The organism is Hyphomicrobium sp. 99 (genome assembly GCF_000384335.2).
Classification (GTDB): domain Bacteria; phylum Pseudomonadota; class Alphaproteobacteria; order Rhizobiales; family Hyphomicrobiaceae; genus Hyphomicrobium_B.
Map to the genome: position 1 here is coordinate 1523348 of NZ_KQ031382.1, position 18086 is coordinate 1541433.

General features: G+C 58.7%; 19 protein-coding genes and 2 tRNA genes. 18 read left to right on the forward strand and 3 right to left on the reverse strand.

The window, feature by feature from the left end:
• Positions 1-286: 286 nt before the first annotated feature.
• The 8 genes from tig to G359_RS07475 all read left to right on the forward strand — a co-directional run bounded on the left by tig (position 287) and on the right by G359_RS07475 (position 8369).
• Positions 287-1645, forward strand: coding sequence for a trigger factor (gene tig / locus G359_RS07440; protein WP_045835603.1), 1359 nt, complete (start codon positions 287-289; stop codon positions 1643-1645).
• Positions 1646-1743: 98 nt separating this feature from the next.
• Positions 1744-2394 carry an ATP-dependent Clp protease proteolytic subunit gene (locus tag G359_RS07445; protein WP_045835604.1) on the forward strand — a complete coding sequence of 217 codons (651 nt, stop codon included), beginning with the start codon at positions 1744-1746 and terminating at the stop codon, positions 2392-2394.
• A 344-nt stretch (positions 2395-2738) separates the two neighbouring features.
• Entirely contained in the window at positions 2739-3989 is a 1251-nt protein-coding gene (gene clpX, locus G359_RS07450; RefSeq protein WP_045835605.1) for an ATP-dependent Clp protease ATP-binding subunit ClpX, read from the forward strand.
• A 277-nt stretch (positions 3990-4266) separates the two neighbouring features.
• A complete protein-coding gene (gene lon / locus G359_RS07455; protein WP_045835606.1) occupies positions 4267-6693 on the forward strand; it encodes an endopeptidase La in 2427 nt (808 codons plus the stop codon).
• A 249-nt stretch (positions 6694-6942) separates the two neighbouring features.
• Positions 6943-7221: an HU family DNA-binding protein gene (locus tag G359_RS07460; protein WP_045835607.1), complete on the forward strand. Its 279-nt coding sequence runs from the start codon at positions 6943-6945 to the stop codon at positions 7219-7221.
• Between the two features lie 92 nt (positions 7222-7313).
• Positions 7314-7388 (forward strand) — tRNA-Val (locus G359_RS07465).
• A gap of 268 nt (positions 7389-7656) precedes the next feature.
• Positions 7657-8163, forward strand: a complete 507-nt coding sequence (locus G359_RS07470) for a DUF1993 domain-containing protein (RefSeq protein ID WP_045835608.1) — start codon at positions 7657-7659, stop codon at positions 8161-8163.
• A 129-nt stretch (positions 8164-8292) separates the two neighbouring features.
• A tRNA-Asp gene (locus tag G359_RS07475) sits at positions 8293-8369 on the forward strand.
• A 217-nt stretch (positions 8370-8586) separates the two neighbouring features.
• Here G359_RS07475 and G359_RS07480 read toward each other — a convergent pair.
• Positions 8587-9489 carry a MurR/RpiR family transcriptional regulator gene (locus G359_RS07480; protein ID WP_045835609.1) on the reverse strand — a complete coding sequence of 301 codons (903 nt, stop codon included), beginning with the start codon at positions 9487-9489 and terminating at the stop codon, positions 8587-8589.
• Between the two features lie 485 nt (positions 9490-9974).
• Between G359_RS07480 and G359_RS07485 the strand changes: the two genes are divergently transcribed.
• The 4 genes from G359_RS07485 (at position 9975) to G359_RS07495 (ending at position 12488) form a co-directional block, all read left to right on the forward strand.
• Positions 9975-10778, forward strand: a complete 804-nt coding sequence (locus G359_RS07485) for a TorF family putative porin (protein WP_052699247.1) — start codon at positions 9975-9977, stop codon at positions 10776-10778.
• A 161-nt stretch (positions 10779-10939) separates the two neighbouring features.
• A complete protein-coding gene (locus tag G359_RS20715; RefSeq protein ID WP_197077547.1) occupies positions 10940-11146 on the forward strand; it encodes a Rossmann-fold NAD(P)-binding domain-containing protein in 207 nt (68 codons plus the stop codon).
• Entirely contained in the window at positions 11143-11286 is a 144-nt protein-coding gene (locus G359_RS20720; RefSeq protein WP_197077548.1) for a hypothetical protein, read from the forward strand. Before G359_RS20715 ends, G359_RS20720 begins: the two co-directional genes overlap by 4 nt.
• 125 nt (positions 11287-11411) lie before the next feature.
• The gene (locus G359_RS07495; protein ID WP_045835610.1) at positions 11412-12488 is read left to right on the forward strand and encodes a hypothetical protein; all 1077 of its coding nucleotides are present in this window, start codon (positions 11412-11414) and stop codon (positions 12486-12488) included.
• Between the two features lie 8 nt (positions 12489-12496).
• Here G359_RS07495 and G359_RS07500 read toward each other — a convergent pair whose 3' ends face one another.
• On the reverse strand, positions 12497-13561 hold the full coding sequence (locus G359_RS07500; RefSeq protein WP_245279957.1) for a DUF2778 domain-containing protein: 1065 nt from the start codon (positions 13559-13561) through the stop codon (positions 12497-12499).
• 339 nt (positions 13562-13900) lie between these two features.
• Between G359_RS07500 and G359_RS07505 the strand changes: the two genes are divergently transcribed.
• Positions 13901-14350, forward strand: coding sequence for a YaiI/YqxD family protein (locus tag G359_RS07505; protein ID WP_045835611.1), 450 nt, complete (start codon positions 13901-13903; stop codon positions 14348-14350).
• A 91-nt stretch (positions 14351-14441) separates the two neighbouring features.
• Here G359_RS07505 and G359_RS20400 read toward each other — a convergent pair whose 3' ends face one another.
• Positions 14442-14798 carry a hypothetical protein gene (locus G359_RS20400; RefSeq protein WP_156150703.1) on the reverse strand — a complete coding sequence of 119 codons (357 nt, stop codon included), beginning with the start codon at positions 14796-14798 and terminating at the stop codon, positions 14442-14444.
• Positions 14799-15579: 781 nt separating this feature from the next.
• Between G359_RS20400 and G359_RS07515 the strand changes: the two genes are divergently transcribed.
• From G359_RS07515 to G359_RS07535, 5 genes are all read left to right on the forward strand, one after another.
• Positions 15580-15945 (forward strand): NADH-quinone oxidoreductase subunit A, encoded by a 366-nt coding sequence (locus tag G359_RS07515; protein ID WP_045835613.1) that lies wholly within the window; start codon positions 15580-15582, stop codon positions 15943-15945.
• The gene (locus G359_RS07520; protein ID WP_156150704.1) at positions 15936-16529 is read left to right on the forward strand and encodes a NuoB/complex I 20 kDa subunit family protein; all 594 of its coding nucleotides are present in this window, start codon (positions 15936-15938) and stop codon (positions 16527-16529) included. The genes G359_RS07515 and G359_RS07520 overlap by 10 nt, the downstream gene beginning before the upstream one ends.
• A gap of 29 nt (positions 16530-16558) precedes the next feature.
• Positions 16559-17164: an NADH-quinone oxidoreductase subunit C gene (locus tag G359_RS07525; protein ID WP_045835614.1), complete on the forward strand. Its 606-nt coding sequence runs from the start codon at positions 16559-16561 to the stop codon at positions 17162-17164.
• Positions 17165-17322: 158 nt separating this feature from the next.
• On the forward strand, positions 17323-17622 hold the full coding sequence (locus G359_RS07530; RefSeq protein ID WP_045835615.1) for a hypothetical protein: 300 nt from the start codon (positions 17323-17325) through the stop codon (positions 17620-17622).
• 12 nt (positions 17623-17634) lie between these two features.
• A complete protein-coding gene (locus tag G359_RS07535; protein WP_045835616.1) occupies positions 17635-18084 on the forward strand; it encodes a thioesterase family protein in 450 nt (149 codons plus the stop codon).
• Positions 18085-18086: the final 2 nt, after the last annotated feature.

Consider the following 18086-nt stretch of genomic DNA (forward strand, 5'->3'; position numbering starts at 1 on the left):
TGAAGCAATCGCGACAGCGTATTGCCAATCACGCGGAAAGGCTGTTTAAGGCCTCCTCATAGGCTTCCAGGCGCCCGATGTTGGCATCCCTTCAGGGATTGTTCCAGGTCGGCGACACGCGGTAGTTTAAAAACGTAGCAAATTCAACGCAATAGCTGCGAGGGCAACTTCTGTCCGCACCGGTATTGCGGCAGCCGGCGGCGTTAGCGCTTTGTAGACGCGCCGGCGTCTCCCCAAATAGTTGAGCGGCAAGGTGCAGAGTCAGCACCGGCAATAGGATACGGCGATGCAGGTCACGGAAACGGCAAGAGACGGATTGAAGCGCACTCTCGAGGTGGTTGTCGGCAAGGCAGAGCTCAATGAGCGCTTCGTGTCTCGCCTCGACGAGCTCAAGGATCGTGTGCAAATCAAAGGCTTTCGTCGTGGCAAGGTTCCGCTCGCGCATCTGAAGAAGATCTACGGCAAGTCGCTGATGCAGGAAGTGATGGAGCAGACGCTCAACGATACGAGCGCGCAGGCCATCAAGGATCGCAACGAGCGCCCGGCACAACAGCCGAAGGTCGAGCTTGTCGATTTCAACGAGCAGACCTTCGAGAAGATCGCCAACGGCGAGGGTGATCTTGCCTACAAGATGTCGTTCGAGGTTTTGCCGCCGATTCCGCTCTCAGACCTGAAAGCGCTGAAGCTTGAGCGCCTCGTCTCCGAAGTCGACGACGCCGCTATCGAGAAGGCCCTCACCAGCCTCGCTGAGCGCAACACGGCCTATGATCCGGAAGAGGGACGCGTCGCAGGCGAAGGCGACCTCGTGACGATGGATTTCGTCGGTCGCATCGATGGCGAAGCCTTCGAGGGCGGATCCGCCGAAGGCCAGAGCCTCGTGCTCGGGAAAAAGCAGTTTATTCCGGGCTTTGAAGAGGGCGTTGCGGGCATGAAGGCCGGCGACGAGAAGGTCGTCAGCGCGACGTTCCCGGAAGATTATCCGATGCAGGCGCTGGCTGGAAAAACGGCCCAGTTCGACGTGAAGGTTTCGGCGGTAGCAAAGCCCAGGACGCCGGCGATCGACGAAGACTTCGCCAAGGGGCTCGGTGCCGAAAATCTCGAGCAATTGCGCGGTTTCGTAACCGAGCAGATCAAGCGCGAGTATGACCAAGCGTCGCGGGCGAAGCTTAAGCGTGAGATTCTGGATGCGCTCGATAAGGCGCACACGTTCGAGCTTCCTGCCTCTCTTGTTGATTTCGAATTCAACAATATATGGACACAGCTCGAGAACAATCTCAAAGCCACGAACAAGACGTTCGCCGACGAAGGCAAGACCGAGGACGAGGCTCGCGCCGAGTACCGTGGTATCGCCGAGCGCCGGGTCCGCCTTGGCCTCGTGATCGGCGAGATCGGAGAGAAGAACAATCTGCAGGTTTCGCAGGATGAGTTGCGTCGCGCGCTTGTAGAGCAGGCTCGCCGCTACCCAGGCCGGGAAAAGCAGGTGTACGAATATTACGAGAAGACCCCCGGCGCCATTGCTGAGCTTCGCGCACCCATCTTCGAGGACAAGGTCATCGACCACGTGATCGAAGAAGCAAAGCCGGAAGAGAAGAAGGTCTCGCGTGACGAATTGTTGAAGGCCGTCGAAGAAGCGACCGAACGCTGATTGCCTTCATCTGCAGAGCAGTGAAAGCTAGAGACTGAAGCGTGCGAGTCAGGCCGGCGTGCTGAACGCGCCGGCCGAAATGAGGAAAGACGAGGGCGATGCGCGATCCGGTAAACACCCTGACGAACACATTCTGGCCGATGGTTGTCGAGCAGACGACGCGCGGCGAACGCGGTTACGATCTGCCGTCGCGCCTTTTGAAGGAGCGCATCATCTTCGTGACGGGTCCGGTCGAGGACCAAATGGCGGCATCGATCTGCATGCAGCTGTTGTTCCTCGAGTCCGAGAACCCGAAAAAAGAGATCTCGATGTACATCAACTCGCCGGGCGGCGTGGTGACGGCCGGCATGGCGATCTACGACACGATGCAGTTCGTGAAGCCGCAGGTCGCAACGTTGTGCATCGGCCAGGCTGCGTCGATGGGTTCGCTTCTTCTCTGCGCCGGCGCCAAGGGCATGCGGTACGCGCTCCCGAACGCACGCGTGATGGTGCACCAGCCGTCGGGTGGCTTCTCGGGCCAGGCGTCCGACATCGAGCGCCACGCCGAGGACATCATCAAGATGAAGCGCCGTCTCAATGAGACCTATGTGAAGCACACAGGTCAGACATACGAGATGATTGAGAAAACTCTGGATCGCGATTACTTCCTGACGGCCGACCAAGCCCGCGATTTCGGCCTTATCGATAAGGTTCTCGAAAGCCGCGACGAAGTTGACGCTGGCGTATTCGAGAGCAAATCGTCAGGCTGACGAGTGTAAGCGCAACAAAACCGCCGTTCGCCGCGTGGGAGCAGAAGCTATGCGCGCCCCGCGCGAACGTCGCAGAACAAACGCCGCACGTTGGCGTGCATTTAGGTAAATTATCGCAATAAAATCGCGGTGTTGCCGGGTCGTTTATCAACTGTGGCAATAGCGCCGCTTGCGACCCATGGCTGGCTGGGCTCCATTAATCCAATCTTGATCTGCTGAACGTTAGCGTGCTGAGATCGGTTATTGAGTTCACGTCGCCGCAGAATCGGCTCCGCGCCGGACGTGAACGGCGGGCCAAAGCAAGAACATCGCGTTGATGTGGCTTGCACGGAAGGTGAGAACACATGGCTCAAGAGAAGAACACTCTCTACTGCTCTTTCTGCGGCAAGAGCCAGCATGAGGTACGAAAGCTTATTGCTGGTCCGACTGTATTCATCTGCGATGAATGCGTCGAACTCTGCATGGATATCATCCGGGAAGAGAACAAGAACACTCTCGTGAAGTCTCGTGACGGCGTGCCGACGCCGCAGGAGATCTGCAACGTGCTCGACAGCTACGTCATCGGGCAGTTCCACGCGAAGCGCGTTCTCTCGGTGGCGGTCCACAACCACTACAAGCGTCTCAACCACGCTACGAAGAACAACGACGTCGAACTCGCGAAGTCGAACATCCTGCTGGTTGGCCCGACGGGCTCCGGCAAGACGCTGCTCGCGCAGACGTTGGCGCGCATCCTCGATGTGCCGTTCACGATGGCTGACGCCACGACGCTGACCGAAGCGGGCTACGTCGGCGAAGACGTCGAGAACATCATCCTGAAGCTCCTGCAGTCGGCAGACTACAACGTCGAGCGGGCGCAGCGCGGCATCGTCTATATCGACGAAGTCGATAAGATCAGCCGCAAGTCTGACAATCCTTCGATCACCCGCGATGTATCGGGCGAGGGCGTGCAGCAGGCGCTTCTGAAGATCATGGAAGGCACGGTTGCTTCCGTTCCGCCCCAGGGCGGCCGCAAGCATCCTCAACAGGAATTCCTGCAGGTCGACACGACGAACATCCTGTTCATCTGTGGCGGTGCGTTTGCGGGTCTCGAAAAGATCATCTCGCGCCGTGGCAAAGGTTCGTCGATCGGCTTCTCGGCGAAGGTCACAGGACCCGACGAGCGGCGCACGGGCGAAATCCTGCGCAACGTCGAGCCGGAAGATCTGCTGAAGTTCGGCCTCATCCCCGAATTCATTGGTCGTCTGCCTGTCATCGCGACGCTGGAAGACCTCGATGAAACCGCGCTCGTCCAGATCCTGACCGAGCCGAAGAACGCCATCGTCAAGCAGTATCAGCGCCTCTTCGAAATGGAGGACGTGAAGCTGACGATTACACTCGATGCGCTGAAGGCCATCTCGCGTAAGGCCATCGAGCGCAAGACGGGTGCTCGCGGTCTGCGGTCGATCATGGAAGGCATTCTGCTCGACACGATGTACGATCTCCCGACGCTGAAGGGCGTCGAAGAAGTCGTCATTGGGCCGGAGGTCGTGGAAGGTTCAGCTAAGCCGCTGAGAATCTACTCCGACCGCGCCGAGGAAAAGGGCTCGACGGCGTAACCCATCGCGACAATTACGGCCTTCCGGGGGCTTGGTCCCGGGACTTGTTTGCGGGACGCCGGTCCCCATTTGTTCGGAGGGAGTGGCGTCAAGCAGCCAGCCGAGGAAATCCGTAAAGCCGGTGTCTTGAGCTTGGGTCTCACCCCGCGCTCGCGCTCACGAGCATGTCGACCGTCGCCACAAAAAGGGGCGGGAAACGTGGCTCCTAAGTGGAACGAGTGTGGAATGCGCTGGTAGGCTGTGACAAGCTTCCAGTGCACGGCGAATAGGTAGTGAAATGAGCGAAGACAAAAAGACCAAAGAGAAAGCCGGCGGCAAGGAGCTGTTTCCGGTTCTGCCGCTTCGCGACATCGTTGTGTTCCCGTACATGGTCGTTCCCCTCTTCGTCGGTCGCGAGAAGTCGATCGCAGCGCTCGAAGAAGTGATGCGCGCCGACAAGCAGATCCTGCTTGCCGCGCAGAAGAACGCCGGTGACGACGATCCGGCGCCGGACGCCATTTACGAGATCGGCACGCTTGCATCCGTGCTCCAGCTTTTGAAGCTGCCCGATGGTACCGTGAAGGTGCTCGTCGAAGGCAACGCGCGCGCCAAGATCGTCCGCTACACCACGAACGCCAATTACTTCGAGGCCGAGGTCGAACGCGTTGCGGAAGTTCCGGGCGCCAAGGACGAGCTCGAAGCGCTCGCGCGTTCCGTCGTGACGCAGTTCGAAAGCTACGTGAAGCTCAATAAGAAGGTCTCGCCAGAGGTCCTGAGCAACGTCGGCCAGATCGAGGACTATGCGAAGCTCGCAGACACGATCGCCTCGCACCTCGCCGTGAAGATCTCCGAGAAGCAGGACGTGCTGGAAACCGCCAGCATCTCCGAGCGGCTTGAGCGCGTCTACACGCTCATGGAGAGCGAGATCTCCGTTCTGCAGGTCGAAAGAAAGATCCGCTCGCGCGTCAAGCGCCAGATGGAGAAGACGCAGCGCGAGTACTATCTGAATGAGCAGATGAAGGCCATTCAGAAGGAGCTTGGCGATTCCGACGAACGCGATGACATCGCCGAATTCGAGGAAAAGATCGAGAACACCAAGCTGTCGAAGGAAGCCAAGGACAAGGCGCTGGCTGAGCTGAAGAAGCTCAAACAGATGTCGCCGATGTCGGCCGAAGCGACGGTCGTTCGCAACTATCTCGATTGGCTCTTGTCGATCCCGTGGGGGATCAAGGGCAAGGTCAAGAAGGATATTGCCGAAGCGCAGACGATTCTCGATCAGGAGCACTATGGCCTCGAGAAGGTCAAGGAACGCATCCTCGAGTATCTCGCCGTGCAGGCGCGTACCAATAAGCTGAAGGGCCCGATCCTCTGCCTCGTCGGACCTCCGGGCGTCGGTAAGACGTCGCTTGGTAAGTCGATCGCGAACGCGACCGGCCGTGAGTTCGTGCGCATGTCGCTCGGCGGCGTTCGCGACGAAGCGGAAATCCGTGGCCATCGCCGGACCTATATCGGCTCGATGCCGGGCAAGGTCATCCAGTCCATGAAGAAGGCGAAGCGGACAAACCCGCTCTTCCTTTTGGACGAGATCGACAAGATGGGTCAGGACTTCCGCGGCGATCCGGCTGCGGCGCTGCTCGAAGTCTTGGACCCCGAGCAGAACGGCACGTTCAACGATCACTATCTTGAGGTCGACTACGATCTCTCGAACGTGATGTTCGTTACGACCGCCAACACGCTGAACATCCCGCCGGCCCTGATGGACCGTATGGAGATCATTCGTCTCGCGGGTTACACCGAAGACGAGAAGCTGGAAATCGCCAAGCGCCACTTGATCCCCGAGCAGTATTCGGCTCACGGGCTCGAGCAGGGTGAGTGGTCGGTCGAAGATGGCGCTTTGAAAGAGGTCATTCGCCGTTATACGCGCGAAGCCGGCGTTCGCTCTCTTGAGCGCGAAATCGCCAAGCTTGCCCGTAAGGCAGTGAAGGAAATCTTGACGTCGTCGAAGACCTCGATCGTCGTCACGGCCGAGAACGTCCACGACTTCCTCGGCGTGCCGAAGTATCGCTACGGCGAAGCTGAGCTCGAAGATCAGGTCGGCATCGTTACAGGCCTCGCCTGGACCGAGGTCGGCGGCGAGTTGCTGACGATCGAAGGCGTCATGATGCCGGGCAAAGGCAGAATGAGCGTCACGGGCAACCTGCGCGATGTGATGAAGGAATCGATCCAGGCCGCGAACGCCTACGTTCGCTCGCACTCGATCGATTTCGGAATTCATCCCACGCTGTTCGAGAAGCGCGACATCCACGTGCACGTGCCGGAAGGCGCGACGCCGAAGGATGGACCTTCTGCGGGTATCGCGATGACGACGGCGATCATCTCGGTTCTGACCGGCATTCCCGTCCGCAAGGACGTGGCGATGACGGGCGAGATTACGCTCCGTGGTCGCGTGCTTCCGATCGGCGGCCTCAAGGAAAAGCTCCTTGCAGCCCTGCGCGGTGGCATCAAGACGGTCATCATTCCGGAAGAGAACGCCAAGGACTTGGCGGAAATTCCGGCCGAGGTGCAGACCAAGATCGATATCATCCCGGTCTCGCGTCTCGATGAAGTCTTGAAGATCGCGCTCGTCCGCGTTCCCGAACCCATCACCTGGGACGAGGCAGCTGAAGCCGAGGCCCTTGAGGCAAAAGAGTCCGGAAAGGCCAGTGCGCGGATAACCGCTCACTAAGCTTGCTGAACGGAAAAATTTAGCGAAATAAGTGCCCCTGTGCAGTAACTGTGCAGGGGCATTTTCTTTTGTATGCGTTGAGCACATCGGGGTGCTTTTGTCCGGAAATACGGGCTTTTTCCGCTTGACGGAAGGGGCGATTGGGCGCTTCTAACCAAGCATGCGCGGCTGGCTACTCCCCCGATGTGGCCGCCTCGGGCGTTTACGCCCTGAGCTGAAACCCATCTCCCACATTAGAGGAAAGACGAGATGAGCAAGAAAGATTTGATTGATGCCGTTGCCAGAGATTGCGAGCTGACGAAGGAGAAGGCGAGTGGCGTGGTTGATGCCGTTCTCGCTCACATTCGCGCCGCGATGAAGGACGGCCACGAAGTCCGCATCCCCGATTTCGGTACCTTCAAGGTCGCTGCCCGCAAGGCGCGCGAAGGCCGCAACCCCGCCACCGGCAAAACCATTCAGATCCCGGCCTCGCGCGTGCCGAAGTTCACGCCGGCTAAGGGTCTCAAGGACGCACTGAACTTGAACTAAGCCGATTTCATCTATTTTTCACGCGCGTCGCGAGAGCGGCGCGCGTCTTTGTTTTTGACAGCCCTTCCGAGACCGATTAGCAAGGGCGCTTCGGGCGGTTAGCTCAGTGGTAGAGCGCCTCGTTTACACCGAGGATGTCGGGAGTTCGACCCTCTCACCGCCCACCATTTTTCAAATGATTGAGCTCTGGGCTTCGATGGGCCCCGCATTTGCGGGCACCATTTGTGTTCCGCCGCGCAACTAGACGTCTTTAGGCCGGTTGGCGGATGTTCGTTCAAGCAGATTAGGTCGATAACCGTGGCTCAACGGAACGGGCCAAGGCCCTGCTTCGACGATTCCCGTCACCACGCGTCTTTTAATTCGCACCGAACCTCCCAAGTGAAGCGGCGACGCTCGTATGCCGTCCTTCCAAGCCCATCGAAGAAAGAAAATCCCATGGCCGTTTCAATGTACGACATCGCGATCCCGACCTTCCAGAAGCAGCTAGGCGCGCTCGACGCGATCCTCGATAAGGCCGATGCCTACGCCACGGCCAAAAAAATCGATATCGCGGTGCTGCTGGCCGCGCGCCTTTATCCCGATATGTTCAACCTCACCCGCCAGGTTCAGCTGGCGACGGACTTCGCCAAGGCGGCACCGGCGCGACTGGCGGGTCTCGAGGTGCCGAGTTTGCCCGACACTGAAACCACGCTCCCTGAACTCAAGGCGCGCGTCGCAAAGGTTCAAACGATGCTGGCAGCCTATAAGCCGGAGCAGTTTGAAGGCTCAGAAGCCAAGCAATTGACGCTCAAGCTCGGCGGGAAAGATGTGACGTTGAGCGGGCGCGAATATCTGCTGCACGTGGCGTTGCCGAATTTCTATTTCCACTGCGCAACGGCCTACAACATCCTGCGACACAACGGCCTTGAAATCGGCAAGCGGGATTTTCTTGCCAAGTCCTAAGCATAGCGCGGCGACAGCGCGCGATTTTGTTGTCTTTCTCGTGCGATCTCTGGCTTGACGACTGCACGGTCATCACGTATTCCCAGCGTCGTGACGGCGGGCGCTTCGGCGCCCGTCACTTTCTGGATTGCGGGAGTAGCTCAGTTGGTTAGAGCGCCGCCCTGTCACGGCGGAGGCCGCGGGTTCAAGTCCCGTCTCTCGCGCCATTTCCTTGAAAAGTAACGACGGCCTTCTAGGCTGATGTTCCTGATCGGAAATGGCGCCAAGATCCAAGCGTCTCGCTCCGTTGGAGAGGCGCCCCCAAGCTAGCAATCCTCGAAGCCGCCGACCGTCACATCCCGCTGAAATCTCCGGACCCCCTTTGTGCGGCTCCATGATCGCCTAGCGGGGGCTGACAACTCCAGACGCGCGCCCGTTAGTCGTTCACCTATCGCGTTCGCTCCAGTACAGCCCGGCTTCATCCGGATTCTGCCGCCGAACGGTGATGCTGCTCATAGTCTCCTGTCCGGCTGCCGCAATCACGAACGCAATGATCGCCTCGAGGAGCGACATCAGCGCGACGCTCGACGCAAGCACGAACGGCGTGCGCATAGGCACCACGAACCGGTGACCGGCCCCAGACATGATGGGGGAGGCAGGACTATCCGAGATGCCTATCACCTTGATCCCTCGCGACACCGCCAACGTCACGGCGTCGACGACTTCGTGCTGGTAGGGCTTGAATGCCATGGCGAGGAGAACGTCATTTCCCTCTGCCCGTACAAGCCCGTCGACGGGCCGTAGGCCATCTCGTGGGATAGCCGCGACCCGGCCGATCGCCATCCCAGCGAGATACGCGAAATATGCGGCGATTGAATTGCCCATGCCCGTCCCCAGCACATAGGTCGTCGGAGCTTGGACGATATCATCCGCTGCGGCCTTGATTGCGAGGGAGGTCGTCCCGGAAAACATTCGTTCGATGTTGCCGATCGAGGCAGTCGCCAGCTCGGTATATAGCCCTGAAAACTCACCGTCATCCGATAGTGACTGGAGCCCGCTGATCCTGTCGGGGAAGTCGTCCTGCCCCCTGATGACCCGTTCCCGGAATGGCCTCCTGAAATCCTCGTAACCCTCGAAGCCGATGGCACGAGCCATCCTCACAAGCGTATTCGGTTTGACAGCGGCCTGTTGAGCCATCTCTCGAACAGAGGTCACGCTGACGAGGTTCGAATTCTCGAGAACGTGCGCCGCGGCTTTTCTCAACTCGGGCGTCAGGCGACCAAGGCTCGCGGTCAGCAGGTCGAGGACCTCGGCGGCAGTATCTGGTCGAATGAATGAATTGCCCATCTGATCTCTTGAAAATACGTGAGAGCCAATGTGGAGGCGCCACGCGCGTGCGCGCAGAGCCGGGAAATGACCGGATTACGGGCGAACGAATATGCAAAATGGAAGTATAGAGAAGCGCCCCCGGGACCCGAATTAATCAGTATGCAGTGCATCATATTGGCGCCCGGTCATCAAGCCCATCCCGGGGTGGCGCCCGACGCGTTCGATTCGCATCTTTCTCCAAAAACGAACTTCGAAAGCACGGTTTCGCGCTCTTATTCTCGGGCAAACCGAACAGTATTTGGGCAAAAAAGCCCTTTTTGTTGCGCGATCGTCACACAGTGTTCCCTGAGAAATGATCACCGGTACTATTTGATTGAATGGGACGGCCGTACCATTACAAAAAAGTATGCCGGATTGGAGCAGCGACGAAGTCGCCTCGGATCCTGAGCGGCGGACGGGGACAGAGGGCGCGGGGATGCCCTTCTGCAAAATAGGGGATTTAGATGTTCGGACGTAAAGTTACGGGTGGGCTTTTTGCTGCGGGCCTCGCAATGCTCGCGACTGCAAACGTCGCATCAGCAGAAGAGAGACAGTTCGGCTATTCGCTGACCATCACGGGCGCTTCGGATTACTTGTTCCGTGGCATCTCGTACACGAACAATAGCCCGACGGCCAACGTCTACCAGGAAGTGACCTATGGCATCGCGTATCTCGGGCTGTGGACCTCAACGATCAACTACAAGAACTCTGACACCGGGTACGAAAGTGGTTTGGGTCCCTGGGAGCAAGATATCTATCTCGGCATTCGGCCGACAACTGGTCCTGTAAGCTGGGACCTAGCCGCGTTTTATTATCTCTACGGCAATCACGCCCCCACGAAAAACTCCGTGTTCGACACTTCCTATCTCGAATTCAAGATCGGCGCGACAACGACGCTCCGCCAGGGGCTGACGGTGGGTGCAACGGTTTGGCTGACCCCGGATCAGGGCTATGCTGCTACCGACAACATCTCGGTTGAGGGCACGGTTGCCTACGATCTTCCGAAGTATGGCGTGTTCGCTCCTCAGTTCACCGCCTTGGTCGGCTGGTCGAATTCGGGAACCAACAGCACCTACACCGACGGGTACTGGCTTGGTCAACAGGAATACGCGTACTGGAACGCCGGCGTGAAGGTCAACGTCGACAAGTACTTCATGGACTTCCGCTACTCGGGCACGTCAATCGACGAAAACAACGCGGGTGGACTATATAAAGGACTTGCTGACGATCGCTTCGTGTTCTCGGCAGGTGTAAACCTCCTTCCATAAAAAGCTTTCGACCGTGCTCTCACGCGGTCGAAGACGGCTGGAGTTTGATCTCTCTCAACGCCCAGCTCAGTGGCCGCTGCACGCCCCCGTGCGGCGGCTTTTCTTTTGCGCACGCGCAAGTGGTTCGGTCCTTCCTCCAACCGCTCGATAAACCTTTTCCGATGATCGCGACAGCCGATGTCGGCCGACTGGCGGCGCAACTGCTCCAGGAGAAGTATCAGGGCAGACGCGTCGTCGAACTGGAAGCCGCCCGGCGCTATACGCCCAATGACGTTGGGGCGACGTTCGCGAAAATCCTCGGTCGTCCCGTTCAAACGAAAGCCGTGCCGCGCGAGACCTGGGGTGCTCTCTTCAAATCTCAGGGATGAAAGATCCGATCCCGCGCATCCAGATGCTCGATGGCTTCAACGAGGGATGGATCGAGTTCGAAGGAGCGCCAGCAACGCGCTTAAAAGGGCAAACGGAGCTGGAAGTCGTGTTAAAGGGCTTGGTTCAAGCGGCGCAGTAACATCTTATTGGCGGGGCTGCTTTGAGGGATCGGAAGGTCTCTTCACAGCGGCCACGTGCCCGCGATCCTGAGCACCAACTCCCTCGCCAACGCAATCTGCGCTGACGCAAATACGGATGAAATGAATGCAAACCGGCCTGAAGCGCGAAGACGTACGCGGCGACACGAGCCTGCGATGCCTTGGCTGGGAAGGCTATGCGAGCGGCACCTTTTCGTCGGCGTTTCTTCGCACGAGCGGCTTCACTCTAACGGGAGAGGATCATCTCTCTGACGACGCCGCAAGCCGGAAGATCCTCGCCGAACGCGGCAGCTGGGACATCGTCAACATCAACACGCCGTTTGTGCGCGACGTCCTGCACCCGGCCGGCGTCATTCGTCCTCTCTCGCGTCGCTTCAGCGATCGCATAAACGGTTTAAAGCCGCCCTTTAGTCGCTTTGAAGCCGCCGTTCGCGACACCGACAATCAGCTCATCGGTCTTCCGCAGCGCTTCGGACCGTTCAATCTTGTCGTCAATCAAAAAGGATTGTCGGTCGCAACGGCCCGGGACGAAGGCTTTCGCCTTGCGATGGAGCCGAGCCTCAAGAACCGGTTCGGCGTCCTCAAGTACGACGATTTCAACGTCATGCACATCGCCATTGCGGCGGGACTGAATCCGTTTGTGCGAATGGATGAGGCTTCGCTGTCGGTGTTTTGCGCCGCCGCCCGGACCATTCTTCAATCGGCACGGCTCATCACCGGCGATCATCATCGGATGAACGCTGCACTTGCCGCCGGAGAGATCGATTTCTACATCAGCGGCGGAACCTACACGGCATCTCCCGCGCGCCTCGCAGGGCTTCTCCAGGTGCAAGCCGTCACTCCGGAACGAGGACCCATCGACGGAAAAGGCGCTGTGGCCTTTGTTGAGGTCAATGCTCTTCTCAAGGACGGCCGCGCGGTGCCTGGCGCCGCTGAGGCCTTTCTGGATTTCATCGCGAGTGCTGTAGGCGCGAAAGCCGCAGCGTTAGCCGCGGGAGCATGCAACCCTGTTGTCCAAATGAGCGATCCTGCCGTGCGCGATCTTTTCTCGCGCTCTGAGCTGAAAGCGATGCAGTGGGACGACCTGGAAGAGGATCTCTCCTACTGCGCCGATTACGCAATAATGCCGGACTACGCGAATTTGCTGGCGATCGTGCATTCGGTCAGCCCGCCAACAACATGATCCCGAAATCACTTGAACAGCGACGTGAGCGAGAAAGAAGAAGCAACGACGATTGGCGGGTTTTCAGCGACCTGCGGATAAGGCTCGTCGATATAAACGCTGACGCCCGTGGCGCGCTGCTCCTTGATGAGGGAGGCGACGTAAGCCCAGCCCTTCGGCTCGAGCCCAAGACACGCTTCAGACATTTCGCCCTTCAGACGCTCATGGATGGCAATGTTCCCGCGCGCCAGGATGGCCGCGGTTTGCTGAGGCGTGAACTTGTCTCTGTTCCAGAGCTTCCGGAGATAGATTCCAGCGACGTTTCGCTTTGTTTTCGGCCCCCAGGTGATGCGAGGACCGCTATCTGATCCGAAGGAATATTCGCCGGGCGGCAGCGGTCCGACGGCGCGCGCGGCGAGGCAGTCGGGCTCTGGATTATTCCGGCACACGTCTCGGCCGGAGATCGCCCAGGCAATCGTCTGGCCGCGCGCCGACGGGTCATCGGCAATGACGAAAAGGCGACCCGTCCGTATCGTGTAACCGAGGCGGAAATTCGGGATGGTCGGCGGAACTTCGTGGACGACATCGTCGAACGGATTGCAAATTTCGCCGCCCGTCAGTTTTCGCGGAAAGCCGTTGAGCTGAATGGTGACGTAATCGACGCCCGGTGCGCAGTCCCATTGTGGCAAGGTCTTCTTGGCCGCCAGAACGACCGGTGAGGGCAAAGCTTTCGGCTGCGGCGCTGGGCCAACGGCGATTGTAGGCTTTTCGACAATGGGCGGCGGAACGTGCGAGGTCGGGGCGACAACCTTTGGCAGATGCCTGATCTGCTCGCATTTGGCGGAGACCTTCGGCGGTTGAATTTGCTTCACCGCCAGCCGACGGGCAACCGAAGCATTGGCGCCCGCTTTGATGTAGGCAAGAATGAGCGCCTGCTGAACCTCGATCTGTTCCTGCGATAATTCGAAGATGCAGTCTTCGTAGATCTGATCGCCGACCTGACTGAAGAAATCGGCAATCTGACCGGCCGCCACGCCTGCGGCGGCTTTCGCGTCGGCTTTCACCGGCTGCTGCGCATGACCGTGATTCGTCATGAGCAGGAAACCCGTAAGGGCAAAGAGGAATGCCGCTTTGATTTGATTCATCGGTTCAGTAGAGGTGCGGCGGCGGGATTGAGCCGGCAATGTATGGATCGGTGTTAGGTCGCGCCCAGGCATGTCTTTGCACGGCCTGTACATCCTTTGGTTCACGGTGGCGCAGCGATGATTCATGAGTCATTCCTAGCCCAAAAGTCTGGGCAAGAGAGTGGCTTTCCTCACGGATCAGCTCATTTCATCAACCAGCATCCGCTCAGAGCGAGCCAAACTCGCCTCGTGAATAAAACGATCCCACGCACGCGTCGAGAGCGACGGTGCCTAGAGAGATGATGCGAAATGCAAATCTACGTCGACGCGGACGCGTGCCCGGTGAAAGCCGAAGTGGTGCGCGTTGCTGCCCGGCACGATATTCCCGTTCACATGGTGGCGAACAGCTGGATGCGGATCGAGGCGAGCCCGCTGGTCAAGCTTGTCGTCGTCAAAGACGGTCCCGACGCGGCAGACGATTGGATCGCCGAGCGAATTGGCGCTCCCGACATCGCGATAACCGCGGACATTTTACTCGCCGCTCGGTGCCTTAAGGCAGGAGCGCAATGCATCGGTCCAACGGGCAAGACATTTAGCGACGCGAATATCGGCATGGCGGTTGCGATGCGCGATATGCAGCGGCATTTGCGCGAAACGGGAGAAAGCCGGGGGTTCAATCCCACGTTCACACCGCGTGATCGCTCGCAATTCTTGCAGGCGCTCGAAAATGCGGTCCAGGCCGTAAAGAGAAGAGGGTAGGAACCGCTGTTCTCCCGCAATCTCGATGCCGCCCGCGATCGGCATCGAGAGAGCGCAGGGATTTGTTTAGATCATGATTTTTCGAAGCGGATCATCGCCAGCCACGGTGACCGCCGAAGCGATGGCCGTACCCGCCTCCTCCATGCCAGCCGCGCCGGCCATACCAACCGCGTCCGCCGTACCAGCGAGGTCCCCAGCCATAGGGATAATATCCGGCGTAGTAGGGGTACGGCCTATAAAATCGGGGGCCGTAGAAGGCCGGGCCATAATAATTGGTGCCATAAAAAACCGGGCCGTCGAAGCAACACTCACGCGTAACCGGCGGACCTTCGACGACAGCGCCTCGTCCTTCGCAGCATTCGTCGCCTCCGAAATCCGCTGCTGTCGCTGCGTGAGGCGTAAAGCTCGTCAATGCGAGAACCGGAAGCGCATAAATCAGATTTCTCATGAAAATGCTCCCTGCAGACCGCATTCAAAAGACGCCCGGACCTGTGAATGATTGCTGAACAATCGTCGTTAGTTGATGGTCTGGTCCGTATGAAGAATATTGCTCAAAACATGTGTAATGGTGCGGATATATCCGGGACCATTACAAGTTAGTGCAACACACATTTCTCACAGCAATTAGCCGTTTCTAAATAGGCGAAAACAATTCGAGAAGGAGCCATTGCTTCGGGGCGCGCGAATAAAGCGCTCGCGGCGCGATCGCCAATCCTCCGCTAGCGTTGCAATTTTATATGCGCGAAATTGGCGAACGGAATTGCCGTTTCCCGCGAGGCTAATCTCTCCCACTTTGGGAAGGACACTTTCCGAAAGAAAGATCTTTCGACCTCTGCTGCGAGGGATTGGTTGGAACGCGACAGCAGAGCTGATGCGCATCGCGATCGACGCGGCGGCGTTCCCGAACTCGCCATAGCAACACGCGCTCGCCGCAAGTCCACCGCCGCGCGAAACCGCAGTGCGCGCCAAGCTCAGACAACTTGGCCGAGCCCAGACAGCTGAAACGACATGGTGGGTGGAATTGGTTCGCTCGGCAGCCACCTCACGCGCGCCGGCTCACCCCATGTGACAGATTGCCGTGGCGGTGACGAAAAAGGCATCGGCGTAACGGTTTCCCAGCCTCGCAAAACCGGAGCGGGTGCAGGGGTGTTGCACCTGAGAACGCCGTAGGTTAACACCGGCCCAGGGCGAAAGCCCTGAGACTCGGCCGTGTTACCGGATTGACGGCGATGATAGATCTGACCTCGCAATACCTGCCGATCGCGATTTTTATCGGCGTCGCGCTCTTCATCGGCGCCTCGCTGATGGTCGCTCCCTTCCTGGTTGCCGTCCGCAACCCCGACCCCGAAAAGGTCTCCGCCTACGAGTGCGGCTTCAGCGCCTTTGACGACGCCCGCATGAAATTCGACGTGCGGTTCTATCTCGTGTCGATCCTCTTCATCATCTTTGATCTTGAGATCGCGTTCCTGTTTCCGTGGGCTGCCGCCTTCAGAGAAATTGGCGTTTACGGTTTCTGGTCGATGATGATCTTTCTGGGCGTGCTGACCGTCGGCTTCATTTACGAATGGAAGAAGGGCGCGCTGGAATGGGATTGATCCTCAAAGACGAGCGTCCAAGCGGCCTTATCTTCGATCGCGTTTTTGAGCGGGCGCAGGAAGGCTCTCCTGGTGCGGTGTCACCCGCAGCCGATCCGTTCTTCACCGAAGTTTCAAACGAGCTTGCGGACAAGGGCTTTCTCGTCACGAGCGTCGACGACTTGATCAATTGGGCCCGCACGGGCTCACTGATGTGGATGACGTTCGGCCTCGCCTGCTGCGCTGTCGAGATGATGCAGGCGTCGATGCCGCGCTACGACGTCGAGCGATTCGGCTTTGCTCCGCGCGCCTCGCCCCGGCAGTCGGACGTCATGATCGTTGCCGGTACGTTGACCAACAAGATGGCCCCGGCGCTCCGCAAGGTCTACGACCAGATGCCGGAGCCGCGCTACGTCATCTCGATGGGAAGCTGCGCCAACGGCGGCGGCTACTATCATTATTCATATGCCGTCGTCCGCGGCTGTGATCGCATCGTGCCGGTCGATGTCTATGTGCCTGGCTGCCCACCGACGGCCGAGGCGCTCCTTTACGGAATTTTGTTGCTGCAGCGGAAGATACGCCGCACCGGCACAATCGAACGCTAATCAAAGCCGACTTTGGAGATCGTCACGCAATGACGGAGTTGATCGCGCTGCAGGAGACCGCTCAAGCGGCCGCGGGCGACGCCCTGCAACAGGCTATCATTGCCTATGATGAACTCACGATCACCGTTGCTCGTGACCACATCGTCGAAGTCTTGACCAAGCTTCGCGACGATCCGAAATGCCAGTTTGAAGTCCTGATCGACATCTGCGGCGTCGACTATCCCGAGCGCGCCGAGCGGTTTGACGTCGTCTATCATCTGCTGTCGGCGCGCCTCAATCAGCGGCTGCGAGTCAAGATATCGACGGACGAGACGACGCCCATCGCAAGCGTCAACGACGTTTATCCGGCCGCCAATTGGTACGAGCGGGAAGCCTACGACCTTTACGGTATCCGGTTCACGGGCCACCCCGATCTTCGCCGTATTCTCACCGATTACGGCTTCCAGGGGCATCCGCTCCGCAAGGATTTTCCGCTCACCGGTTACGTTGAAGTTCGCTACGACGACGAAAAGAAGCGCGTCGTCTACGAGCCGGTGAAGCTCACGCAGGAATTCCGCGATTTCGATTTCGAGAGTCCTTGGGAAGGCCCAAGCCACGTTCTCCCGGGCGACGAGAAAGCCGGCCCGAAATCGTGAATCACGCGACACGCCATCTGCAGCGCTATCTTCCCGGTGCTGTTGCCATCGTCCTCGAATTCCACACGTTCGGGCGGTCCTTTGCTTCCCATCGGACTGATCACGTTCGATAGTCGTTCGGCCGGGAGACCGGAGTGATTGGTGAGGCCAGGATCGGAATGCAATTCGAGGTCAGTGTCGCGCTAGCGGCAGCTCTCATGATCGGGGCTTTCATACTAGATTGGCCACGGGCCGTTGCCGGGCTCGTGCTCGGCGTGATCTGCCGTTACCTGCCCTATGGAACGCTCACGATTCCGGCCGGCGTCATCCTCGTCTCAGGCGCCGCGGAATTGCTTTATCCTTGGTTCGGCCGCACGACGGAGCCGCACTTCTGGGGCTTTTTCTTTGGGCTCTTTGCGGTCGCAGGAACTGCGTCGAGCCTCTATATTACTATACGCAACCTAAAAGACCGGCTGTAAGGACTGAGGACCGTGAAAGACACGCTTCACGCCGGAGCCAAGACGCAATTTTCGTTTCGCGTGCCCGCCACGAAAACGGTGCCGCATCTCTATCCCGAGGCGCACGAGTTCCAACTCATGCCAACCGTTTTCGCGACCGGCTTCATGGTCGGACTGATGGAATGGTCCTGCCTTAACATTATCGGGCCCCATCTCGACGAGGGAGAGGGCTCGCTCGGCATTCATATCAATGTTTCGCACCTCGCCGCGACTGTGCCGGGACAGACGGTGACGGTCGATGCCGAGTGCACGAAAGTCGCAGGCCGACAGCTATTCTTTCATGTGAAAGCGCATGACGGGATTGATTTAATCGGCGAGGGCGAGCATCAGCGTATGGTCGTGAACTGGCAGAAGTTCGAGCAACGAGTGAACGACAAGGCGAAGCTCGCCAGACTAGCACCGATTACCCGCGGGACCGTTTGAAC